Origin of the sequence: Proteus terrae (genome assembly GCF_003144325.1) — a bacterium.
Classification (GTDB): Bacteria; Pseudomonadota; Gammaproteobacteria; order Enterobacterales; family Enterobacteriaceae; genus Proteus; species Proteus terrae.
This window is the reverse complement of the sequence record NZ_PENS01000006.1, coordinates 201,026-222,542: the sequence shown is the minus strand read 5'-3', so window position 1 is coordinate 222,542 and position 21,517 is coordinate 201,026. Positions and strand designations below refer to the sequence as shown.

General features: G+C 37.4%; 17 protein-coding genes and 9 tRNA genes. 16 read left to right on the top strand and 10 right to left on the bottom strand.

The window, feature by feature from the left end; genetic code table 11:
* Nucleotides 1-10: 10 nt before the first annotated feature.
* Nucleotides 11-1,099, top strand: coding sequence for a sulfate/thiosulfate ABC transporter ATP-binding protein CysA (gene cysA, locus DK857_RS07315; protein ID WP_109401875.1), 1,089 nt, complete (start codon nucleotides 11-13; stop codon nucleotides 1,097-1,099).
* A 177-nt stretch (nucleotides 1,100-1,276) separates the two neighbouring features.
* On the top strand, nucleotides 1,277-2,161 hold the full coding sequence (gene cysM / locus DK857_RS07310; protein ID WP_109393008.1) for a cysteine synthase CysM: 885 nt from the start codon (nucleotides 1,277-1,279) through the stop codon (nucleotides 2,159-2,161).
* A 200-nt stretch (nucleotides 2,162-2,361) separates the two neighbouring features.
* Here the strand turns inward: cysM and crr are convergent, their stop codons facing one another.
* The 4 genes from crr to cysK form a co-directional block, all read right to left on the bottom strand.
* Complete coding sequence (crr, locus tag DK857_RS07305) at nucleotides 2,362-2,871, bottom strand: PTS glucose transporter subunit IIA (protein WP_036935451.1); 510 nt, start codon at nucleotides 2,869-2,871, stop codon at nucleotides 2,362-2,364.
* 49 nt (nucleotides 2,872-2,920) lie between these two features.
* Complete coding sequence (gene ptsI, locus DK857_RS07300; RefSeq protein WP_109393009.1) at nucleotides 2,921-4,648, bottom strand: phosphoenolpyruvate-protein phosphotransferase PtsI; 1,728 nt, start codon at nucleotides 4,646-4,648, stop codon at nucleotides 2,921-2,923.
* A 141-nt stretch (nucleotides 4,649-4,789) separates the two neighbouring features.
* Nucleotides 4,790-5,047: a phosphocarrier protein Hpr gene (ptsH, locus tag DK857_RS07295; protein ID WP_006533407.1), complete on the bottom strand. Its 258-nt coding sequence runs from the start codon at nucleotides 5,045-5,047 to the stop codon at nucleotides 4,790-4,792.
* A gap of 331 nt (nucleotides 5,048-5,378) precedes the next feature.
* The gene (cysK, locus tag DK857_RS07290) at nucleotides 5,379-6,332 is read right to left on the bottom strand and encodes a cysteine synthase A (protein ID WP_109393010.1); all 954 of its coding nucleotides are present in this window, start codon (nucleotides 6,330-6,332) and stop codon (nucleotides 5,379-5,381) included.
* A 235-nt stretch (nucleotides 6,333-6,567) separates the two neighbouring features.
* On the opposite strand from cysK, the gene DK857_RS07285 reads away from it, so the two are divergent.
* Nucleotides 6,568-7,098: a hypothetical protein gene (locus DK857_RS07285; protein ID WP_109401901.1), complete on the top strand. Its 531-nt coding sequence runs from the start codon at nucleotides 6,568-6,570 to the stop codon at nucleotides 7,096-7,098.
* Between the two features lie 112 nt (nucleotides 7,099-7,210).
* Here DK857_RS07285 and cysZ read toward each other — a convergent pair whose 3' ends face one another.
* Nucleotides 7,211-7,981, bottom strand: a complete 771-nt coding sequence (gene cysZ / locus DK857_RS07280; RefSeq protein WP_088495075.1) for a sulfate transporter CysZ — start codon at nucleotides 7,979-7,981, stop codon at nucleotides 7,211-7,213.
* Nucleotides 7,982-8,204: 223 nt separating this feature from the next.
* On the opposite strand from cysZ, the gene zipA reads away from it, so the two are divergent.
* From zipA to DK857_RS07260, 4 genes are all read left to right on the top strand, one after another.
* Nucleotides 8,205-9,233 (top strand): cell division protein ZipA, encoded by a 1,029-nt coding sequence (gene zipA, locus DK857_RS07275; protein WP_109401874.1) that lies wholly within the window; start codon nucleotides 8,205-8,207, stop codon nucleotides 9,231-9,233.
* A 57-nt stretch (nucleotides 9,234-9,290) separates the two neighbouring features.
* The gene (gene ligA, locus DK857_RS07270) at nucleotides 9,291-11,318 is read left to right on the top strand and encodes an NAD-dependent DNA ligase LigA (protein ID WP_109401873.1); all 2,028 of its coding nucleotides are present in this window, start codon (nucleotides 9,291-9,293) and stop codon (nucleotides 11,316-11,318) included.
* Nucleotides 11,319-11,546: 228 nt separating this feature from the next.
* A complete protein-coding gene (locus DK857_RS07265) occupies nucleotides 11,547-12,731 on the top strand; it encodes a NupC/NupG family nucleoside CNT transporter (protein ID WP_069367879.1) in 1,185 nt (394 codons plus the stop codon).
* A gap of 166 nt (nucleotides 12,732-12,897) precedes the next feature.
* A complete protein-coding gene (locus tag DK857_RS07260) occupies nucleotides 12,898-13,113 on the top strand; it encodes a DUF3820 family protein (RefSeq protein ID WP_023581656.1) in 216 nt (71 codons plus the stop codon).
* A gap of 2 nt (nucleotides 13,114-13,115) precedes the next feature.
* On the opposite strand, the gene DK857_RS07255 is transcribed toward DK857_RS07260, so the two are convergent.
* Nucleotides 13,116-13,556, bottom strand: a complete 441-nt coding sequence (locus DK857_RS07255) for a MarR family winged helix-turn-helix transcriptional regulator (RefSeq protein WP_109393013.1) — start codon at nucleotides 13,554-13,556, stop codon at nucleotides 13,116-13,118.
* 183 nt (nucleotides 13,557-13,739) lie between these two features.
* On the opposite strand from DK857_RS07255, the gene DK857_RS07250 reads away from it, so the two are divergent.
* Nucleotides 13,740-14,492 (top strand): SDR family NAD(P)-dependent oxidoreductase, encoded by a 753-nt coding sequence (locus DK857_RS07250; protein WP_109393087.1) that lies wholly within the window; start codon nucleotides 13,740-13,742, stop codon nucleotides 14,490-14,492.
* A 68-nt stretch (nucleotides 14,493-14,560) separates the two neighbouring features.
* On the opposite strand, the gene DK857_RS07245 is transcribed toward DK857_RS07250, so the two are convergent.
* From DK857_RS07245 to gltX, 3 genes are all read right to left on the bottom strand, one after another.
* Nucleotides 14,561-14,636: transfer RNA gene (locus DK857_RS07245), tRNA-Ala, on the bottom strand.
* A gap of 27 nt (nucleotides 14,637-14,663) precedes the next feature.
* Nucleotides 14,664-14,739 (bottom strand) — tRNA-Ala (locus DK857_RS07240).
* A gap of 157 nt (nucleotides 14,740-14,896) precedes the next feature.
* A complete protein-coding gene (gene gltX, locus DK857_RS07235; protein ID WP_109393014.1) occupies nucleotides 14,897-16,315 on the bottom strand; it encodes a glutamate--tRNA ligase in 1,419 nt (472 codons plus the stop codon).
* A gap of 321 nt (nucleotides 16,316-16,636) precedes the next feature.
* On the opposite strand from gltX, the gene DK857_RS07230 reads away from it, so the two are divergent.
* The 8 genes from DK857_RS07230 to DK857_RS07195 all read left to right on the top strand — a co-directional run bounded on the left by DK857_RS07230 (nucleotide 16,637) and on the right by DK857_RS07195 (nucleotide 19,869).
* A tRNA-Val gene (locus DK857_RS07230) sits at nucleotides 16,637-16,712 on the top strand.
* 39 nt (nucleotides 16,713-16,751) lie between these two features.
* Nucleotides 16,752-16,827: transfer RNA gene (locus DK857_RS07225), tRNA-Val, on the top strand.
* Between the two features lie 43 nt (nucleotides 16,828-16,870).
* Nucleotides 16,871-16,946, top strand: a tRNA-Val gene (locus DK857_RS07220).
* Nucleotides 16,947-16,987: 41 nt separating this feature from the next.
* Nucleotides 16,988-17,063, top strand: a tRNA-Lys gene (locus DK857_RS07215).
* A 38-nt stretch (nucleotides 17,064-17,101) separates the two neighbouring features.
* A tRNA-Lys gene (locus DK857_RS07210) sits at nucleotides 17,102-17,177 on the top strand.
* Nucleotides 17,178-17,217: 40 nt separating this feature from the next.
* Nucleotides 17,218-17,293: transfer RNA gene (locus DK857_RS07205), tRNA-Lys, on the top strand.
* 14 nt (nucleotides 17,294-17,307) lie between these two features.
* Nucleotides 17,308-17,383, top strand: a tRNA-Val gene (locus DK857_RS07200).
* A gap of 2,183 nt (nucleotides 17,384-19,566) precedes the next feature.
* Nucleotides 19,567-19,869, top strand: coding sequence for a helix-turn-helix domain-containing protein (locus DK857_RS07195; protein ID WP_109393015.1), 303 nt, complete (start codon nucleotides 19,567-19,569; stop codon nucleotides 19,867-19,869).
* A 597-nt stretch (nucleotides 19,870-20,466) separates the two neighbouring features.
* Here the strand turns inward: DK857_RS07195 and DK857_RS07190 are convergent.
* Nucleotides 20,467-21,513, bottom strand: coding sequence for an ABC transporter substrate-binding protein (locus DK857_RS07190; protein ID WP_109401872.1), 1,047 nt, complete (start codon nucleotides 21,511-21,513; stop codon nucleotides 20,467-20,469).
* Nucleotides 21,514-21,517: the final 4 nt, after the last annotated feature.

Genomic DNA, 21,517 nt, shown 5'->3' with positions numbered 1-21,517 from the left:
GAGGCAAAATATGAGTATTGAAATTAATAGTGTCACAAAATATTTTGATCGCACTGAAGTGTTGCATGATGTCAACCTTGATGTAGCCTCAGGTGAAATGGTGGCGCTGTTAGGGCCTTCAGGATCAGGTAAAACAACGCTTTTGCGTATTATTGCAGGCCTTGAACATCAAACCCAAGGAAGTATTTGTTTTGAGGGGCAAGATGTTAGTCGATTACATGCTCGGGATCGCAAAGTTGGTTTTGTTTTTCAGCACTATGCGCTGTTTCGCCATATGACTGTATTTGAGAATATCGCTTTTGGTCTAACGGTATTGCCTCGACGAGAGCGTCCTAACAAAGAAGCTATTTATAAAAAAGTGCAGCAGTTGTTAGAGATGATCCAATTACCTCATTTAGCGCAACGTTATCCAGCACAATTATCTGGTGGACAAAAACAGCGTGTCGCTTTAGCAAGAGCTTTGGCTGTCGAACCTCAAATCTTATTACTCGATGAGCCTTTTGGCGCTTTAGATGCCAAGGTAAGAACGGAATTACGCCGTTGGTTACGTGAATTGCATGAAGAGCTTAAATTTACCAGTGTCTTTGTTACTCATGATCAACAAGAAGCAATGGAAGTGGCTGATCGCATTGTGATTATGGGAAATGGTAAAATAGAGCAAGTAGGTACACCACAAGAAGTATGGCAATCACCAAAAAGTCGCTTTGTTTTAGAGTTTTTAGGTGATGTGAATCATCTACAAGGCGAAATTAATGGCGCTCAATTACAGATTGGCGGATATCACTTGCCATTATCGGTGACACCGCTTTATCAAGGTTCAGTAGATGTGTTTTTACGTCCTTGGGAAATAGCATTAAGTGTACATGCCAATAGTGTTTGCCGATTGCCTGTTAAGGTTATTGAGGTCTCACCAAAAGGGCATTATTGGCAGTTGATTTTACAGCCATTAGGATGGAGTGAAGCACCGATTACTGCAGTCTGGAATGATATTTCTTCGGCTCCAACAAAAGGAAATACCTATTATATGGGAGGTGCTCAAGCCCGTTTATATACGGGGGATACTACCTTAAATACGGTGTCGTTAGCCTATACCGCCTAATTTTATTATTAATCTATCATTTCATTTCGCGATTTTTCACCCATGCTTATTTTGGCATGGGTATTTTAGTTTCTATGAAAACAAAGAGACTTGTCGAATTACGTTAATATTATTGCGTTAATAAGTTAAATGTGATTTCTTCATTAATACAGACAAACAAATGAGCAGGAACTTATTGTGGCAGGGTTAGAACAATTTATTGGTAATACACCATTAGTAAAACTACAACGACTTACACAAGAGGTAGATGCTGAAATCTGGGTTAAGCTTGAAGGCAATAATCCCGCAGGTTCAGTAAAAGACAGAGCTGCATTATCGATGATAGAACAAGCGGAATTACGCGGTGAGATAAAACCGGGTGATACGCTGATAGAAGCAACCAGTGGTAATACAGGTATTGCCTTGGCGATGATTGCAGCGGTAAAAGGTTACCGTTTAAAGCTGTTAATGCCTGAAAATATGAGTAAAGAGCGTCAAGCATCAATGCAAGCTTATGGCGCAGAGTTGATTTTAGTGAGTCGTGAAGTCGGTATGGAAGGTGCGCGAGATCTCGCACAACAGATGGAACAACGGGGCGAAGGTAAGGTATTAGACCAATTTAATAACCCAGATAATCCAAGGGCTCATTTTATTTCCACTGGCCCTGAAATTTGGCAACAAACACAAGGTCGTATTACGCATTTTGTTTCGAGTATGGGAACAACAGGGACGATCACTGGTGTGGGTAGTTATTTAAAAACACAATCTGATAGCGTGCAAATTATTGGTCTTCAGCCTGAGGAAAAAAGTCAGATCCCAGGTATTCGTCGTTGGTCACCGGCTTATTTGCCGGGAATCTTTAAAAAAGAGCTGGTGGATAGTGTGATAGATATGTCACAAACCGAAGCAGAATCAACAATGCGCCTTTTAGCCAGACAAGAGGGTATCTTCTGTGGAGTAAGCTCTGGAGGAGCTGTTGCTGGCGCTCTGCGCGTTGCAAGAGAGAATCCTGGTGCGGTGATTGTTGCGATTGTTTGTGATAGGGGGGATCGTTATTTGTCGACAGGCGTTTACTCGTCATAATTTAAGTTGTAGCGTTGTTGACTGCGCTCATTCGCACTAGTCACATACTTGAGTATGTGACTAGCGACTTGTTCCCTTGTCGCCTAGCTACATCTTGAATTATTTAGAGTCTTTGGTCTTTGGTCTTTGGTCTTGGGGTTTTGAGTATAAAAAAACCGCCACATATGGGTGGCGGTTTAAATAGAGAACTTTACAGAAAATTATTTTTTAATCTGAATTATAACGGTTTCACCAACAGTAACTGGGCCTGTCATTTTGGTTAAACCTTGGATTTCATCCATATTAGAGATAACAACTGGCGTTAGAACTGATTTTGCTTTTTCTTCTAAGACAGCCAAGTCAAATTCTAAAATAGTATCACCGACTTTTACTTGCTGACCTTCTTCAGCGATACGTTTAAACCCTTCACCTTTCAGTTCAACAGTGTCGATACCGAAGTGGACAAATAACTCGATACCGTTGTCAGACTCAATAGAGAAAGCATGGTTAGTCTCGAAAATTTTACCGATAGTACCATCGACTGGCGCAACAATTTTATTACCAGCAGGTTTGATAGCAATACCGTCACCTACGATTTTTTCAGCGAAAACAACATCAGGAACATCTTCGATATTGACGATTTCACCAGAAAGTGGTGCAACAATATCAATCGTGCCACTGCCTTTCTTTTCCTCTGAAACCAGTGATTTTAATTTATCAAACAGACCCATGAATCTTCTCCTAATTATTGTAGTTGGGACCGGGCTCTGGCTAATGCGATTAGCACAGTGTCTTTTCTTTAGTAAAAGTTTCTACTAAGTCCATCAATTCTTTTGCAGTTGGCTGAGCAAGTGCTTGTTCTGCCAGTGCTTTAGCATCATCGTAATTCGCATTACGGATCACTTTTTTGATGCGAGGAATTGAAATAGCACTCATACTAAACTCATCTAATCCCATGCCGAGAAGGAGCAATGTTGCTCGTTCATCTCCAGCAAGTTCACCACACATTCCAGTCCATTTACCTTCTGCATGTGATGCATCAATCACCTGTTTAATCAGGTTGAGTACTGCAGGTGACATTGGATTATATAGATGAGATATCAGCTCATTTCCACGGTCTACAGCCAGAGTATATTGTGTTAGATCGTTAGTCCCAATACTAAAAAAGTCAACTTCTTTTGCCATATGACGAGCCATTACTGCTGCGGCTGGGGTTTCTACCATCACACCGACTTCAATAGATTCATCAAAAGCTTTCTTTTCTTCACGAAGCTGGCTTTTCAGTATCTCAAGTTCTGCTTTCAATGCACGGATCTCTTCAACAGAGATAATCATTGGAAACATAATGCGTAGTTTACCAAAAGCAGATGCTCTTAAGATAGCACGTAATTGCGAATGAAGGATCTCTTTACGGTCAAGACAAATACGAATTGCACGCCAACCTAAGAATGGGTTCTCTTCTTTTGGTAGGTTCATGTAAGGTAAGTCTTTATCACCGCCAATATCCATAGTACGAATAATGACCGCAGGACTTCCAACAGCTTCTGCTACCGCTTTATAGGCTTGGAATTGCTCATCTTCTGTTGGTAAAGAGTCTCTATCCATAAATAAGAATTCGGTACGATACAGACCAACACCTTCAGCACCGTTACGTTCAGCACCAGCAACATCTCGAACTGTACCAATATTAGCGCAAACTTCGACTTGATGCCCATCAAGTGTAATAGCAGGTAAATCTTTGAGTTTTGCTAATTCTTCTTTTTCGTGCAGGTACTCTTCTTTGATAGCTTTTAATGTTTCTAGTTCCTCATCTGATGGATTAATAATGATTTTGTTATTAATCGCATCAAGAACGAGATAATCGTCTTTTTTAATGGTTTGTGTCGCATTAGATGTTCCCACAATCGCTGGAATTTCTAATGAACGAGCCATGATAGAAGTGTGAGATGTTCTACCACCTAAGTCAGTGATAAAACCTAATACGTTGTCTAAGCTTAATTGTGCAGTTTCAGAAGGGGTAAGGTCAGTTGCAACTAAAATCACTTTTTCTGAGATAGCGCTTAAATCGATAATTGGCATCTCTAAGATATTGCGCATTAAGCGTTTACCAATATCGCGAACATCAGCAGCACGTTCTTTTAGGTATTCATCGTCTAATGCTTCTAATGCAGTTGCTTGATCTTCAATAACAGATTGAACTGCAGCTTCAGCGGTTTTTTTGTCGCTTTTGATGAGAGTAACAATTTCTTGTTCTAACTCTTCATCTTCTAGCAACATGATATGGCCTTCAAAAATTTCGGCTTTATCCGCACCAAGGTTCTTTTCTGCACGCTCTTTAATGATTTCTAGTTGTTGTGCAGATTTGTTACGACCGTCTTTAAAGCGTTCGATTTGATTCTCAATCTCATCACTTTGGATCTTACGTTGGCTAATGATGATAGGTTCTTCTTTGAGGAGAAGGGTTTGACCAAATGCGATACCGGGTGATGCTAAAATTCCTGAAATCATAATTTATCCTACGACTTGCTGGTGATAATCTTAAAAGAATAGGATTGCAAAATACTGTTGTTTTAAAATCATCATTGAGATTATTAATCTCCCCTGAATAGTTTCAGGGGAATAAGTACTGTGTTAAAGCTTAATCGCGAATTACTCTAATTCCGCCATTAATTTTACTAACGCTTCAACAGCTTGTTTTTCATCTTCGCCTTCAGCAGAGATAGTCACTACAGTACCTTGGGTTAAGCCTAAAGTTTGTAATTTGAAAAGGCTCTTAGCGCTGGCAGATTTACCGCTAGAGATAAGTGTGATATCAGAAGAGAATGTTTTGGCTTCTTTTACAAATTGTGCCGCAGGACGAGTATGTAAGCCGTTTGGTGCTGTAATAGTAACTTCTTGCTGGTACATAGGATTTTTTCCTTTTATAACTCAATTGTTCACATTAAGTCAGGACTTAGTAAGTGTAGATGAATTTGTCCTGCTTTGCGTAGCAATATCAGATAATATTAAGTCGTAAAGCGTCATCTGATAAAAATAGTGTTCAGAAAGATAAAAGAGTTTGTTTTTGTCATCTCGGTTATTTTCTGATTAATTTCGACCTTCGAAATAATTAATTGATTAAATACTAAACTCGAAGAAATAAATCACCTGTCTGGATGACAAACTTTGATCTCTACCACAAAAAAAGCACCATTTAGGTGCTTTTTTAATAAATATTTTACAATTGAGATGACGGGATTTAGCTGTCAGAAATATCAGCAAAAAGTGGGGTGCTTAAATAACGCTCACCTGATGAAGGCAAAATAACCACGATTTCTTTGTTTGCAAATTCTGGCTCTTTTGCGAGTTTTACTGCTGCTGCAATCGCTGCACCAGAAGAAATGCCTGCGAGAATACCTTCTTTAGTCATTAGTTCACGAGCTGTATCAAAGGCTTCTTCGTTAGTGATTTGAATAACACGATCCAGTAACGATAAATCTAGGTTTTCAGGAATAAAACCAGCACCAATACCTTGGATTTTATGTGGACCTGGTTTAATTTCTTCACCAGCTAAGGCTTGTGTAATAACAGGGGAGCCTGTAGGTTCAACCGCAACCATTGTTACCGCTTTACCTTGAGTCTTTTTCAAATAGCGACCAATACCCGTAATTGTACCACCAGTACCAACGCCAGCAATAACCGCAGCCACTTCACCATCTGTATCATTCCAGATCTCTGGGCCTGTGGTTTTTTCATGGATTTCAGGGTTAGCTGGGTTGCTAAATTGTTGTAGTAAAAGAAAACGCTTAGGATCGCTATCGCGAATTTCATTGGCTTTATCAATGGCACCTTTCATGCCTTTAGCGCCTTCAGTCAGCACTAAATTAGCGCCCAATGCTTTGAGTAATTTACGACGTTCTACACTCATGGTATCTGGCATGGTCAGTGTTAATTTGTAGCCACGAGCCGCTGCAACATAAGCAAGAGCAATCCCTGTATTACCACTGGTAGGTTCTACAAGTTCAACGCCTTCTTTAAGAATACCTTTCTTTTCTGCATCCCAAATCATGTTGGCACCGATACGGCATTTTACACTGAAGCTTGGGTTACGAGATTCCACTTTAGCCAGAATGTTACCATTTCCGAAATGCTTTAAGCGAATTAAGGGAGTGTGTCCAATAGTTTGCGAGTTGTCTTCGAAAATCTTGCTCATTTTTATCCTCGGTACATGATTTTTATAAGGTCAGATGAAAATACCATACGCCATCAAGCTAAAGATGGAAATAAGCTTTATGAATATACTTATAACTTTTTCATCTTTTTATTCCAAAAGGTTCTAATCAAGAGTCAGTGAGACGATTCACAAATTAATAAATCAAGAGATGTACAGTATATTGATGGCTGATAATCTATTTTTAACTACATTTATTGCAAATACAGGGGTCATAATGGAAACCATTGAAGAGTTGATTAGCGTACTTGAACTCGCTGTACCTGAATTAGACGCGCAAGCTTTGCGTGAAAATTTACCCGAGTCAGATGCTCAAGAAGATGTCCTTAATTGGTTATATGAATCACTCTCAGCTCAAGGATTAATGGACTATGTGGAGTGGACAGAATATTTTGGTGATATTCCGGATCTAAAATCGTTAGAGCATATCTCTTTGCCTGAATCACCGAGTGCATTGATTTTATCTCAAGTTGAAAATATTGATTGGGATGAGGTGAGTGTAGACCCTTATATGTTGCCTTATGAATTGCCTTATCTTGAATATATTAACCACTTTTTGACAGATAAAGAATTACGATTAGTGGATCTCACACCATTTGAAAATGCTTATATTTTCTGTATTCGAGATGATGAAGAAATTATGGAAAAATTAGATGGTGCATTAAATATTTTTGAAATGGGCATTAATGAGCGTGAGCCAATGGATAGGGAAGAAACGAAAGACTATATACGCTCATTAATTGAGTAATGCACTCATAACTAAATAAACCAAACTACAATTTAGAAAAAAACGATAAAATAAAACCCCGTCTTAATAAAACGGGGTTTTTCTCATTTATCAATAAGTCGTTAAATTAAATTTACCACTGTCCATCTTGTACATGCTGTTTACGATAACGATCGCACCACATTGCGGTTGCACCACAAATTGCAACCGGCATGATGACTAAATTTAGAATAGGGATCATAGTAAAAATATTAATAACCATACCAAATTGAAGATTATTCCATTTGTCTTGTTTCAGCGAAGATTTCATCGCTGCAAATGAAATTTTATGGTTATCAAATGGGAAGTCATTATATTGAATTGCCATCATCCAAGCACCAAAAGCAAACCATAAAACAGGGGCAACAGTTTGTCCGATAGCAGGAATAAAATAGAGCAATAACAAGACAATAGCACGAGGCAAATAATAAGCTATTTTAGTTAGCTCACGTTTTAAAATACGTGGAACATCCTTCAATATACCTGCAACGCCCGTATCTGGTGGTGCAATGCCAGTTATTTGACCTTCTAACTTTTCAGCCAACAATCCATTAAATGGGGAAGCAATAATATTGGCTAAAGTACTAAAGAAATAAGTAAACACTAATAAAATAAAAATAACGGATAATGGCCAGATTAAATAACTCAGCCACTGCAACCAATCCGGGACTTTTTCCATCATCCAATTGACCATGCCACCTATTTGACCATATAACCACCAAAAGGCACTTCCGAGAATAATAATATTGGCAAGTAGGGGTAAGATAACAAAACGTTTTAGCCCTTTGCGTGTGATTAAACGCCAACCAAGAGCAAAATAATGAAATCCATTTAAATTTTTATTCGTTTCTGTCAAATTTGTCATACTTCCTATTCTCTCCAATGAGGGCAAGCTAGTATCATATAGGGAGATAATCAGCCTTACTAGTCATGAATTGTCTAAAAAATGCGCATAAGAGATTGATGTGTGTATCTTTGTGACAAGAAAATTAAGTATTGGCTTGCACTTATGAGCATTGGCAAATACTCTTAGTAAAAAGTAATATTTGCCAACGTGGCTATTAAACCTCAAGACAACAGAGATAGAAATGATGCAGCAAAATTTGCGTCTGATATTAATCGTTGTTGGTGCGATTTTAATCATAGCTTTGTTATTACACGGCTTATGGATTGGTCGAAAAGAGCGTTCTAAGCTTTTCCGTAATCGCCCAGTAAAACGTCAGAAACAGAATTATCAGTCAGATGAGAACGATGACGAACCGCAATACGCTGAGGTTAGTCATCAGACATCAACTTTATCCTCTACTGAAAAGCGGGAGAGTGAGCCACCGATAAAATCGGAGCCTCTGCATGAACCTGAAATTTCAGTGGCTGATAGAGATCCATTAATGTCTGAACCCCAAACAAAAGGGAGCTCTCACGATACTTCATTACAGCAAGAGCCTAGTCTTGGTGTTTTTGATGTGATTGAAAAAGAGCCTGAACCCATTGTTAGGGATGAGCCAAAACAAGCACCTGCGGCTAATGTTACTAGTGAAATAAAATCACATGTTAATACAGTAAGCCCATCAGCGAGTTTTGAGCCTTCAATTTCAGAGACTGGAGCTCACGTGACTCCTGTTGAAACTGAGGTTACGCATGATGCACCAGTTGAAGAGCCTAAAGCTGAATCAGCTTCGCAAGCAACAGAAGCGGAGAAAGAACTGGTTATTGTTTTAAATGTAAGTGCACATCATGGACAAATGTTAGATGGTGAGTTATTGATGCAAAGTATCATTCAGGCTGGATTCCAGTTTGGTGAAATGAATATTTTCCATCGCCATCTTAATCCAACAGCGAATGGTCCTGTTTTGTTTAGTTTAGCGAATATGGTGAAACCGGGAACATTTAACATTGATACTATGGCTGAATTAACCACACCTGGCGTATCTATGTTTATGATGGTGCCATCTTATGGTGATGCTAATCAAAACTTCAAATTGATGTTACTTACGGCTCAGCGTATAGCATCTGATGTAGGTGGTGTTGTGCTAGATGATGAACGTAAACTCTTAACGCCACAAAGAATCGAGCTTTATAAATCTAGGATCCGCAGGACGCTGGATTTAAATCAATAGCTTTTGTCTGTAAAAAAAGCCCCCGCTTGCGGGGGTTTTTCTTCTTTGGTGATAATCATGAATAAAAACACTCAACAAAAAATTGATAAACTTCGCATTACTCTACGTCACCATGAATATCTCTATCATGTCATGGACGCACCTGAAATACCTGATGCTGAATACGATCGCTTAATGAATGAGCTAAAAGCATTAGAAGCGGAACACCCTGAATTAATTACTTCTGATTCTCCAACACAGCGGGTCGGCGCCTTACCCCTGACAGCATTTGAGCAAGTCAGACATGAAATTCCAATGCTCTCTTTGGATAATGCTTTTGATGAAACAAGCTATCTGGCTTTCGATAAGCGTTTACGTGATCGTTTAAAGAATAGTGAAGAGATCACTTTCTGCTGTGAATTAAAATTAGATGGATTGGCAGTCAGTTTACTTTATGAAAATGGAGTATTAGTACAAGCTGCAACGCGTGGTGATGGTACTACAGGGGAAAATATCACCGAGAATGTGAGAACAATTAAGGCTATTCCACTGCGCTTATACGGTGAAGATATCCCTGCTCGCATTGAAATTCGTGGCGAAGTTTTTATGAATGAAAAAGGCTTTGAATATTTAAACGAGGAAGCGCGACGTACAGGTGGAAAAGTTTTTGCTAACCCTCGTAATGCCGCAGCTGGCTCATTAAGACAGCTTGATCCTCGTATTACAGCAAAACGTCCATTAACCTTTTTCTGTTATGGTGTTGGTGTACTCGAAGGTGGCGAATTGCCAACAAGCCACTATGAGCGCCTACAGCAATTTAAAAAATGGGGATTACCCGTTAGCGATGCTGTAAAACTTTGCACTGGTAGAAAAGCAGTCCTTGATTTTTATCACCATGTAGAAGAAATTCGCCCTAATTTAGGTTTTGATATTGATGGTGTTGTTATCAAAGTTGATGATATTGCACTGCAAGAAGAACTGGGTTTTGTATCAAGAGCACCACGTTGGGCTATTGCTTATAAATTCCAAGCTCAAGAGCAAATGACGATTATCAAAGATGTTGAATTCCAAGTAGGGCGTACTGGTGCTATTACACCTGTTGCACGTTTAGAGCCTGTTCAAGTCGCGGGGGTGGTTGTGAGTAATGCAACGTTACACAATGCTGATGAAATTGAACGCTTAGGGATACGCATTGGCGATACCGTGGTTATTCGCCGAGCCGGTGATGTTATTCCTCAGGTTGTCAGTGTGATTGAAGAAAAACGTCCTGATGATGCTCAAGAAATTATCTTTCCGACACATTGCCCTATTTGTGATTCTGATGTTGAGCGCATTGAAGGTGAAGCTGTTGCACGTTGTACTGGTGGTTTAATTTGTGGCGCGCAACGTAAAGAAGCACTTAAACATTTTGTTTCACGTCGAGCCATGGATGTAGATGGAATGGGCGATAAAATTATTGACCAACTGGTTGATAAAGAATACGTCAAAACGCCAGCTGACCTTTTCCGTTTAGATGAAAAAATTCTGTCTGGTTTAGAGCGAATGGGTGAAAAATCAGCTAAAAAATTGATCGCAGCTTTAGATAAGGCTAAATCAACAACATTTGCACGTTTTATTTATGCATTGGGTATTCGAGAAGTCGGTGAAGCAACAGCAAGTGGATTAACAACACATTTCTCAACACTTGATGCATTACGAAATGCAGATGTTGAAGCACTAAAATCTGTTCCTGATGTGGGCGATGTTGTGGCTAAGCATGTCGTTAATTTCTTCCAAGAAGAACACAATAGAACGGTTATTGATCAATTGATCAATGATGCCGGTATTACATGGCAAGCGCCTGTTATTGTGACTCATGAAGCGGGTGATAATCCTTTTGCGGGTAAAACTGTTGTGTTAACTGGATCGCTTTCACAGTTAACGCGTGATGAAGCAAAAGATAGATTAGCTGCATTAGGTGCAAAAGTGAGCGGAAGTGTTTCTAAAAAAACCGATATGGTGATTGCTGGTGAAGCAGCAGGCTCTAAGTTAGTGAAAGCTAACGAATTAGGGATAACCGTTATCGATGAAGATGAAATGATACGATTACTTGATCAATCGAAATAATCATTCTACTATTTAATAAATGCTACTGGGAAAACCTTCTCAGTGGCATTTTTACTTAAGCTAAATTTACATTTAATGTTTCTTAAGTAACTCACAAAGTGTGATCAACCTATCTTATTTAATAAATAGTGTGTATGCGGTTTCATGAGATTGTGACAATAGTCACATCCTAATGTTACGCGTTACATAAAATGCTCTACAAGATTTATTTTTATTTTTGGAGCATGCATGTCCTCTATCATTCACTTCGTTTTAGCACTCGCCGTTATTGGCGCATTAGCTTTCGTTGCGAGTAACAATCGCAAAGGGATCCGTCTGCGTTATATCGTGCAGTTATTAGTTATTGAAATCGCATTAGCATGGTTCTTCCTCAACTCTGATGTTGGTGAAGGCTTTGTTCGTGGCTTCGCTGGATTATTTGATCACTTATTAGGTTATGCCGCACAAGGTACTGAATTCGTATTCGGTGGCATGATGAAAGGTGGTTTAGCATTCTTCTTCCTGAATGTCTTATGTCCAATTATCTTTATTTCTGCATTAATTGGTATTCTTCAACATATCAAAGTATTACCTTTCGTGATCCGCATTATCGGTACTGTGCTTTCTAAAGTGAACGGTATGGGAAAACTGGAATCATTCAACGCAGTGAGCTCACTAGTTCTTGGTCAATCAGAGAACTTTATTGCCTATAAAGATGTATTAGGCAAAATGTCTCAGCGTCGTATGTACACCATGGCTGCAACAGCAATGTCGACAGTATCAATGTCGATTGTTGGTGCATACATGACAATGTTAGATCCAAAATACGTTGTTGCTGCTCTAGTACTGAATATGTTCAGTACCTTTATCGTCCTTTCTGTGATTAACCCATACTCTGTTGAAAATGAAGAAGAGATCCAAATGGGTAATCTGCATGAAGGTCAAAGCTTCTTTGAAATGTTAGGTGAATACATCTTAGCAGGTTTCAAAGTTGCATTAATCGTTGCTGCAATGCTGATTGGTTTCATTGCATTAATCGCTGCTGTGAATGCGATTTTCAGCATGATTTTCGGTATTAGCTTCCAAGATTGCTTAGGTTACGTTTTCTATCCATTAGCATGGGTAATTGGTGTACCAGAGCAAGATGCATTACGTGTTGGTAGTGTTATGGCAACTAAATTAGTGTCTAACGAATTCGTTGCAATGGGTAGCTTACAAGATATCGCTGCGGAAATTTCACCGCGCTCTGTAGGTATCTTATCTGTATTCTTAGTTTCATTTGCTAACTTTTCTTCAATCGGAATTGTTGCTGGTGCGATTAAAGGTCTAAACGAAGTACAAGGTAACGTTGTTTCTCGTTTCGGTCTAAAATTACTGTTCGGTTCTACATTAGTTAGCTTCTTATCGGCAGCTATCGCAGGTTTGTTTGTTTAATCTTTGAAGATAAAACAGATGGCATGTGAATAAAATAACAATGTAAACAGAGTCACTTGTTAATCAAGTAACAGAAAATCAAGCAGTACCTCTGGGTACTGCTTTTTTTATCTTTAATTTACCCTATAATCAGTTTTATCCCTCCAATGACGACGTGGTAGAGAACATGTTAGAGAAACAGCACCTTATCGATATAGCAAACACACAAATGCCATTTGGCAAGTACAAAGGACGTATGCTGGTTGATTTACCTGAAGAGTATCTATTGTGGTTTGCAAAGAAAGGCGAGTTTCCTGAAGGTAAGCTTGGTCAACTCATGGAGATGACCTTAGCAATTAAAATTGAAGGTTTAGAAGGGTTATTAAAACCATTAAAGCGGTGATGTTAATCATTATCCATAGCTGATTTATCAGGTGCTAATGCATTAATGATTTTCTGACTTAATTCAATAAATAATGTTTGCTCTCCGAGTGTTAAGCATTCACTTATTTTCTCAGCATTTTGTTTTCGACCTAATGCCGCTCTTGCTAGAAAAGCGTGACCCTCATCAGTTAAATGAGTAATAAGCTCACGCTTGTCTTTTTCAGAACGATACTGCGCAATAAATCCTAAGGATTTTAATCCTCGCATAAATTTCGATAAATTCTGTCTTGAAATCGCCAATGAATTACTTAATTGAGAAGGGGTTAAGTCACCTCGTAAGCGCAATAATTCTAAAATATCATATTGACCCCAAGTGACTTGTTCTGGGGTATAACGAGTTCGTTGCGCGACTAATGTGCATTGTAATAATGACAATGCGTTTTCTAATTCACACTTCTCCATAAATACGCTATCTCATAAATTATGTTAACTAAAGTTAATATTATCAGGTCATTCATTGCGAATAAACTTTATATTGATTAACTAAAGTTAATTAAATAAGATGATGTATAGTTAACTTTGGTTAACTACTTTATGGTTGGCCGATAAAACTTGACGCAGTTGATAAGAGGTGAAGTCGAAATGATGGACTATTTTAAAGATAAAGTGATTTTAGTCACAGGAGCAAGTACAGGTGTGGGTGAAGGTATTGCACAATTGCTATTCCAACGTGGTGCAACGGTTTTCATTACTGGTCGGCATTTAGAGGAAATAACAAAAACAGCACGTTCAATTGATATAACGGGCAAAAAAGTTATCGCTTTGCAGGCGGATATGACCTCATTTTCTCAAGTTGAAAAAATGATTGAAACTATTATCGCTCAAGTTGGAGCATTACATGGTTTAGTTAATAATGCAGGGATCACGGGACCTCATAATACATCTATTGTCGATTATGAGATTGAAGATTGGAAGGCAGTCATTGATACGGACATTAATGGCGTATTTTATGGTTTGAAATATGGCATACCTGCAATATTAAAAAGTGGGGGAGGGAGTATTGTGAATCTTTCTTCATCTAATGGCATTGTGGGGATTGCGGGTATTTCAGCATATACAGCAGCTAAACATGCCGTATTAGGGATCACTCGTTCAGCTGCACTTGAGTTTGCAGACAAAGGAATAAGGATCAATGCAATTGGGCCTGGCTATGTCGATACACCAAGAATGCAAATGCTACCCGATGAAGTACGTGAATGGATGGCAAATACACATCCAATGAAACGAATGGCAACCAGAGAAGAAGTCGCTAAAACGGTTGCATTTTTACTTTCAGATGAAAGCAGTTTCTCAACAGGGGCATTTTATGCCATTGATGGGGGTTATACAGCACAATAAAAATAAATAAAGAGGGAGGAGTCGAAAACAAAAAATCCTGAAGATTTCTCTTCAGGATCTTAAAATTCTGGTGGAGCTAAACGGGATCGAACCGTTGACCTCTTGCATGCCATGCAAGCGCTCTCCCAACTGAGCTATAACCCCACATATTGGATTGTTCTAGAAGTATATTGGTGGAGCTAAGCGGGATCGAACCGCTGACCTCTTGCATGCCATGCAAGCGCTCTCCCAACTGAGCTATAGCCCCAACATACTGGAACGGGCTTGATAATAGGCAACAAGCACAATACTGTCAATCAGTTAATCTCACATTATTTATTGATTGCTGAAAAAGAGTACAAAAAAAAGATACATTTCCTACTTTAGGAATGTATCTTTCTTAATAAGCAAGATTAACGAGTAAATTAAGCTTGTTTTTCTCTTTCAGTAATAAAGTCTAATGCTTTATTAATGCGCGCAACGCTACGAGTCTTACCAATAGCGTGAACGGTAACATCTAAGCCAGGAGATTGACCTGCGCCTGTTACAGCAACACGTAATGGCATACCTACTTTACCCATACCCACTTCCAATTCATTAGCGGTATCTTGAATTGCTTGGTGAACATTTTCAGCTGTCCACTCTGTAATTGCTGATAATTTATCGCGAACGACTTCTAATGGTTGACGAGCAACTGGACGTAAATGTTTTTTCGCTGCTGTTTCTTCAAAGGTGTCAAAATCAATATAGAAGTAATGGCAACTTTCAGCCATCTCTTTTAATGTTTTGCAACGTTCGCCTAATAATTTGATCAGCTCAACTAATGATGGGCCATTACTGGTATCAATATTTTGTTGTTTGACATGCCAATCCAAATGAACAGCAACTTTCTCTGCTGGCAGTGTATTGATGTAGTGATGGTTTAACCAAAGCAGTTTATCAGTATTAAACGCACTTGCTGATTTACTGATAGCTTCTAAAGTGAAATGCTCAATCATTTCATCAATAGTAAAGATCTCTTGGTCACCGTGAGACCAGCCTAAACGAACTAAGTAGTTTAATAATGCTTCCGGTAAATAGCCGTCATCACGATATTGCATTACGCTGACCGCGTTATAACGTTTAGAAAGTTTTTTACCATCATCACCTAAAATCATTGATACGTGAGCATATTCAGGCACAGGTGCACCTAATGCTTTGAGAATATTGATTTGGCGAGGCGTGTTGTTGATATGATCTTCACCACGAATAACGTGAGTGATTTCCATATCCCAGTCATCAATAACAACACAGAAGTTATAAGTTGGAGAACCATCAGTACGACGAATAATCAGATCGTCAAGCTCTTGGTTACTAAATTCAATTGGACCACGAATTTTGTCATCAAAAATGACAGAACCTTCTTGTGGGTTTAAGAAACGCACAACATGAGGTTCATCAGCGCTGTGATTATGGTTACCACCACGGCAACAACCATCGTAACGAGGTTTTTCACCTTTCGCCATTTGATCTTCGCGCAGTTGCTCTAAACGCTCTTTAGAGCAATAGCAACGGTATGCAGTACCCGCAGATAGCATTTGATCAATCACTTGGTTATAGCGTTCGAAGCGTTTAGTCTGATAATAAGGACCTTCATCCCAATTCAGATTTAACCAATTCATACCGTCCATGATTGCATCGATGGCTGGCTGTGTAGAACGTTCTAAGTCGGTATCTTCTATACGCAGTACAAATTCGCCCTTATTGTGACGGCTATATAACCAGGAATAAAGTGCGGTACGCGCACCACCAACATGTAGATAGCCAGTAGGACTTGGTGCAAAACGGGTTTTTATTTTACTCATTGGGATTGCCTTTGTACGTCTTACTTATATATAGATAAGTAATCGTGATTATCAAAAAAACGAAATGGTTGCCTTATTTTATCACTGGATGCTAATTCCTCAATGCCATTAAGCTTTTAACAGAGATAAAATTTTCAAATTAATGATTTTTTGTTTGACGAAGAGTATCCGTGGGATTACTTTGGTTAATTGCTGTGTCACTTATGGTGCTAAAAAAAGCATCTTGACTAAAAATAAAACGAACGATCATTTTCACGATAAAAAACTGATAAAAATCGTTGACTCATAGCGCAGTATCCCTATAATGCACCCCATCACGACGGGCGGTTAGCTCAGTTGGTAGAGCATCTCCCTTACAAGGAGGAGGTCGTTGGTTCGAGCCCAATACCGCCCACCATTATTTTCGTTGTGATAAGTTGTATGATTTAGTGTAATTGGGCGGTTAGCTCAGTTGGTAGAGCATCTCCCTTACAAGGAGGAGGTCGTTGGTTCGAGCCCAATACCGCCCACCAATTACATTAAAGCGTGGTAGTGAGAATTTAGTCATCATGAAGTGGGCGGTTAGCTCAGTTGGTAGAGCATCTCCCTTACAAGGAGGAGGTCGTTGGTTCGAGCCCAATACCGCCCACCACTTCATTCGGTTATTTCGCGCAATATCACACAGTTAGGTATGGGTCGTTAGCTCAGTCGGTAGAGCAGTTGACTTTTAATCAATTGGTCGGGCGTTCGAATCGCCCACGACCCACCATCCCTAAAAATACAACATAAAGTAGTGAACATTGTGACGGGTCGTTAGCTCAGTCGGTAGAGCAGTTGACTTTTAATCAATTGGTCGGGCGTTCGAATCGCCCACGACCCACCATTCACAAAGCTACTTACAGATTTACGCAAAATTATTAAATGGGTCGTTAGCTCAGTCGGTAGAGCAGTTGACTTTTAATCAATTGGTCGGGCGTTCGAATCGCCCACGACCCACCATTTAATAATAAAGCGGGCGGTTAGCTCAGTTGGTAGAGCATCTCCCTTACAAGGAGGAGGTCGTTGGTTCGAGCCCAATACCGCCCACCACTTCTTTATCTCTTCGTTGTACCTCCTTATTTACTTCCCTAGTATTTTTCTAAAAGAATTAATAATAGTTATTTGGTTTCTAATACCTGCGCTATTGCTGCTAGTTGCATTCTTTGAGCCTTAATCTTGTTCTTTGTGTGTACTGTTCTATTACGTTGCTCGTTGCTTCACTTATGGCTACATATCCCTATAGACATGCTTTCCTTGTCCCTTATATTGGCATTATCTCTTTATCCTCACTTAGCTACTTATTTTGTTCCCTTGGAGCTCTTAGTTTCTAAGATTGCTTTAACTTATTATTGCATTGTGCTTGTTGTGAAGAAGACTCATAAGTCAGTTTCTTTATTACGCTTTTTTACATCCTGTCATATTTTTACCATTTAAATGGGGCCACTTAAAAAAAGAAAAGGTTCTTCTACTGTTAAGTCAATCATTTTAGATGAGGGATTGCGCTCAGTAGAAAATATGTATCTATTATTGAACGGGAGGAAAGTTTTGATCTGAAAATATTAAAAAAATTACTCTAATTGAAAAAGAAAGATCTACTCCTTTTGAGTGTAGATATAGGAATTTTCAATTTTTTAATAAAATTAAATAACCTTAGGCGTACTGTGATAAATTATTTTTTCATTTTTTATGAGCAATATCTCTCATAAAATGAGCAAGTTAAAACATTTTGAGTCAGAATTGAAAAATATGTGGCACTCATTTTTTAAGAAAAAATACAGAAGATTAAAAGATAAAAATTGGGCTTTATAGTTAATCTTTCTTACTTTTTATAAATCATTGATCGTGCTAATAAGAATAAAGATTAAATATAATGATGTTTTATCTTCTTTTTTGAAGGGATGATATAGCAAGGGATTTTGCATAACTGTTTGATTTAAAATAAAATAAATTCAAAATTTGATATTTATCAATCTTTACATCATAATGAACTAGATAGTAAATGATATAAAGCAAAAAGAACTTATTTCATCAGTAATTGATTTGTCCTGAAGTGGTTAATTTCATTTTTTACGAAAAATAGAGAAATTTGTGCATTTAGCAGGAATATAAATTATATAAAAATATTAATGTTTATTTTCTCCTAAGAATAACTCTTATATGGAGTACGTGTAATTACTTAGGATGTAAAAAGATTAATTTTTGTTTTTTTTAACAAAATTAGATCATACTAAAGTTGATATTTAACAGCTCATTTCTTTGTGAATTTAACTTAAGATGTGATTATTGTTCTGTTTTTATAACGTGCCAAATGCGCGTATTTGAGTGAAAAAGAAAGAATAGTATTACATGGTCATAAAAAGAACGTTTTTTATAATAATACGCTTAGCCTTCAAATAACCTACTGATAAAACAAAAATATTTATATTAAGACTTACTTTTTTTCTATTTCATAAAGAAGATTTTTAATCTAATTGAAAATTAAAATAAGTTATTCATTAATAAAAATTCAAAAAAAATGAGTAATTAAATCTATTATCTATTTATTCTAGAGTAATAAAGAATTGTGGATCTTGAAATATATTTAGTTGAAAGAGTAAGGGTTTATGCTTATATAAATTAATTAACAAATGTTTAAAATGTGATTCATATCTATTTTTCAGTGTAATTAATGTAAGTTTTTGATATAAAAACATAATGTTGGCTTATTTGTAAACTAATCAGATTTCATTGATATTACTTAAGCAATTTAATAAAAATAAGAAAATCGTTACCTTTAGGAGGTTAATTTATTATTTTAAATAAATTAGACTGATATAAGTTGATTTATTTTTGCACAACTCAAACAATCACACTTTAAATTAAGCTTGTACTAGATGAAAATTCTAATTAATGAGTAAAGTTTAAGAAAAAAAAAGCGTAATTTTATAAGTAAAATATTTTAACTATATGAAAACAAAGGGTATATAGTGCTCTCCTAGGTATTGTTAACTAGTATGAGTAAATCATTGTACTTGCACTGTCTTTTTTTGACTAGTTGAAAGTATTTAAATGCGTAGTATATTATTTACATATGATAAGTCATGTTATGAATTGTAATATTTCTTATCTACTAAAAATAATATTTTATTAAAACAAAAAGGTGTCCTCGATAATATATAGTTTTACATATTATTGCGCGGGAACACACCATTATAAATTAGATATCAATCAAAGTGAAAAGCGAGAACAATATTATGAGTAGCAAGTATCCAGTCGCTTATGCAGTTGGACAAAAAATTAAGTCATTAAGAAAATCTCAAGGTTATACTGTATTTCAGTTAGCAAAAGAGATTGATATTAGTGAACAACAGTTATTTCGTTATGAGCGTGGTGTAAACCGTATTGATATTGATTGCTTAGTTAGAGTACTTGAAGTACTAGGCGTTAATATTGGTAGCTTCTTTGAAGAAGTTACAGGTGGAATGACTCAAGAAACTGAGCATAATGAACAACATATTCCAGCTCATTTCGATAGCAAGGCTCTTTCTATCTTCTAATAATATTCTTAAATTAGAAAGTAACTCATTTTAGAATAACTAAACTGAGTAAGATAATTCTTATATGTAGGCGTTTCTCTTTAACTAGTTAATAATAAGAATTTTCTTAATAGATGATATAAAGCCTCTATATGAAATAAATGCCCTTATTAGGGCATTTTATGTTTATAGGGAATGATAATTTTTATTTTTCACAAAAAAAAGAATAATTATATTGCATATGAACCGAGACTTTCATGCTCGGAGAAATATATTCTCGTATTTATTTGTATGATAAAAAACAGCTAATCAATGCTTGCTTAGAATAAGCTATTCATAAAATTACCACTTATATTACCTACCATGATTTTACCTCTTGATAACATTTTTGAAGCTATTAAACCTATGACTTATGCGTTTCATACCAATAAATTCGAAAAGAGTGAATCCTAATATGATAAAAGCAAAATGTGTGCATTGGTGAAAATGTGTTATCAGATCAAAATTTACGTATTTATCATTAAATGACTATGTATAGAGAACGAGTGGTAATATCAAAATAGAAGTAGTATGGGTTATTGTTACCTCTTCATCGTAAATATGAAGAGGCGGTAACAATTAGTCTTTGAGGGGGTTAAGAATATGTTTGAGCTGCTGATCGGTGAGGGTGATATTAAAAAATGTTTTATAAAATTGTTGAGTCTCTTTAGAGATATCAATATGCTTTGTTTGTTCTGGATATAAAACAGTCGCTAACCATAAAAATTGTAAAGCTTCCTCTGTAGTTTCACGGCACCACCAAAATAAGCCTTTAGGGTTTGTGTAAACTCGGCCTTCACGTACGGCAGTGATGGATTGCCATTCAGGTGTATTCTTAATGATTTCAGTATCTCTTGCATACATAGTGACAATGACATCAGGATTGGCATGAATAACTTGTTCTAAGGAAACATCACCAGCTCGGCTTGGTACATTATCAAACCAATGTTCTGCAACGTTAACACCGCCTGCAAGTGTTATCCAATCATGATTTAACGAAGGTGCGCCAGATGTTCTTAATGGCGAACCAAAAGCATGATAGACCTTCATTGGTTTATTGGTGCTTATCTCGTTTACCGCACTTTTTACAAGTTCTTTATTTCGCTGAAAGTAAGCTAAATAATCTTTTGCTAATTGGTGACTACTTGAACCTAAAATCTCACCAGTGATCAACGTTCTTTCTAACAATGCATCCATTGAACCTGATTTTAATAATGCAACACTGATCCTTGCATTTTTTAGCTCTGTCATTTGTGCATCAGATAGTTTTCCTGTTGCAAAAAAGATTTGAGGCTGGCTAACAATTAATGTTTCGATATTCAGTGTGTCATTATTACCTTTACTAGAAATTGAAGCCGTTTTTATAGCGGGAACAATCTCGGTAAAAAAGGGAATAGTTTTGACTAAATCGGTTGTGGAAACAATTTTATCTCCAGCACCAAGCATAGCAAGTATCGCATTTTGAGCATTCCAACTCGTGGCGACTCTTTCGGGGGAGTCAGGAATAGTAATGGATTGATTTTGATAATATTGAACAACTCGTTGTGCTTGTACATTAAAGGAGATACTGAGAGCCGAAGCTCCCAGTAACGCAATGCACAGAGTTTTGAAAAAAACTTTATACATTTCG

Coding starts and splice junctions, on each gene's coding strand:
- cysA (WP_109401875.1), top strand. CDS start 11: ATGAGTATTGAAATTAATAGTGTCACAAAATATTTTGATCGCACTGAA.
- crr (WP_036935451.1), bottom strand. CDS start 2,871: ATGGGTCTGTTTGATAAATTAAAATCACTGGTTTCAGAGGAAAAGAAA.
- ptsI (WP_109393009.1), bottom strand. CDS start 4,648: ATGATTTCAGGAATTTTAGCATCACCCGGTATCGCATTTGGTCAAACC.
- ptsH (WP_006533407.1), bottom strand. CDS start 5,047: ATGTACCAGCAAGAAGTTACTATTACAGCACCAAACGGCTTACATACT.
- cysK (WP_109393010.1), bottom strand. CDS start 6,332: ATGAGCAAGATTTTCGAAGACAACTCGCAAACTATTGGACACACTCCC.
- DK857_RS07285 (WP_109401901.1), top strand. CDS start 6,568: ATGGAAACCATTGAAGAGTTGATTAGCGTACTTGAACTCGCTGTACCT.
- cysZ (WP_088495075.1), bottom strand. CDS start 7,981: ATGACAAATTTGACAGAAACGAATAAAAATTTAAATGGATTTCATTAT.
- zipA (WP_109401874.1), top strand. CDS start 8,205: ATGATGCAGCAAAATTTGCGTCTGATATTAATCGTTGTTGGTGCGATT.
- ligA (WP_109401873.1), top strand. CDS start 9,291: ATGAATAAAAACACTCAACAAAAAATTGATAAACTTCGCATTACTCTA.
- DK857_RS07265 (WP_069367879.1), top strand. CDS start 11,547: ATGTCCTCTATCATTCACTTCGTTTTAGCACTCGCCGTTATTGGCGCA.
- DK857_RS07260 (WP_023581656.1), top strand. CDS start 12,898: ATGTTAGAGAAACAGCACCTTATCGATATAGCAAACACACAAATGCCA.
- DK857_RS07255 (WP_109393013.1), bottom strand. CDS start 13,556: ATGGAGAAGTGTGAATTAGAAAACGCATTGTCATTATTACAATGCACA.
- DK857_RS07250 (WP_109393087.1), top strand. CDS start 13,740: ATGGACTATTTTAAAGATAAAGTGATTTTAGTCACAGGAGCAAGTACA.
- gltX (WP_109393014.1), bottom strand. CDS start 16,315: ATGAGTAAAATAAAAACCCGTTTTGCACCAAGTCCTACTGGCTATCTA.
- DK857_RS07195 (WP_109393015.1), top strand. CDS start 19,567: ATGAGTAGCAAGTATCCAGTCGCTTATGCAGTTGGACAAAAAATTAAG.
- DK857_RS07190 (WP_109401872.1), bottom strand. CDS start 21,513: ATGTATAAAGTTTTTTTCAAAACTCTGTGCATTGCGTTACTGGGAGCT.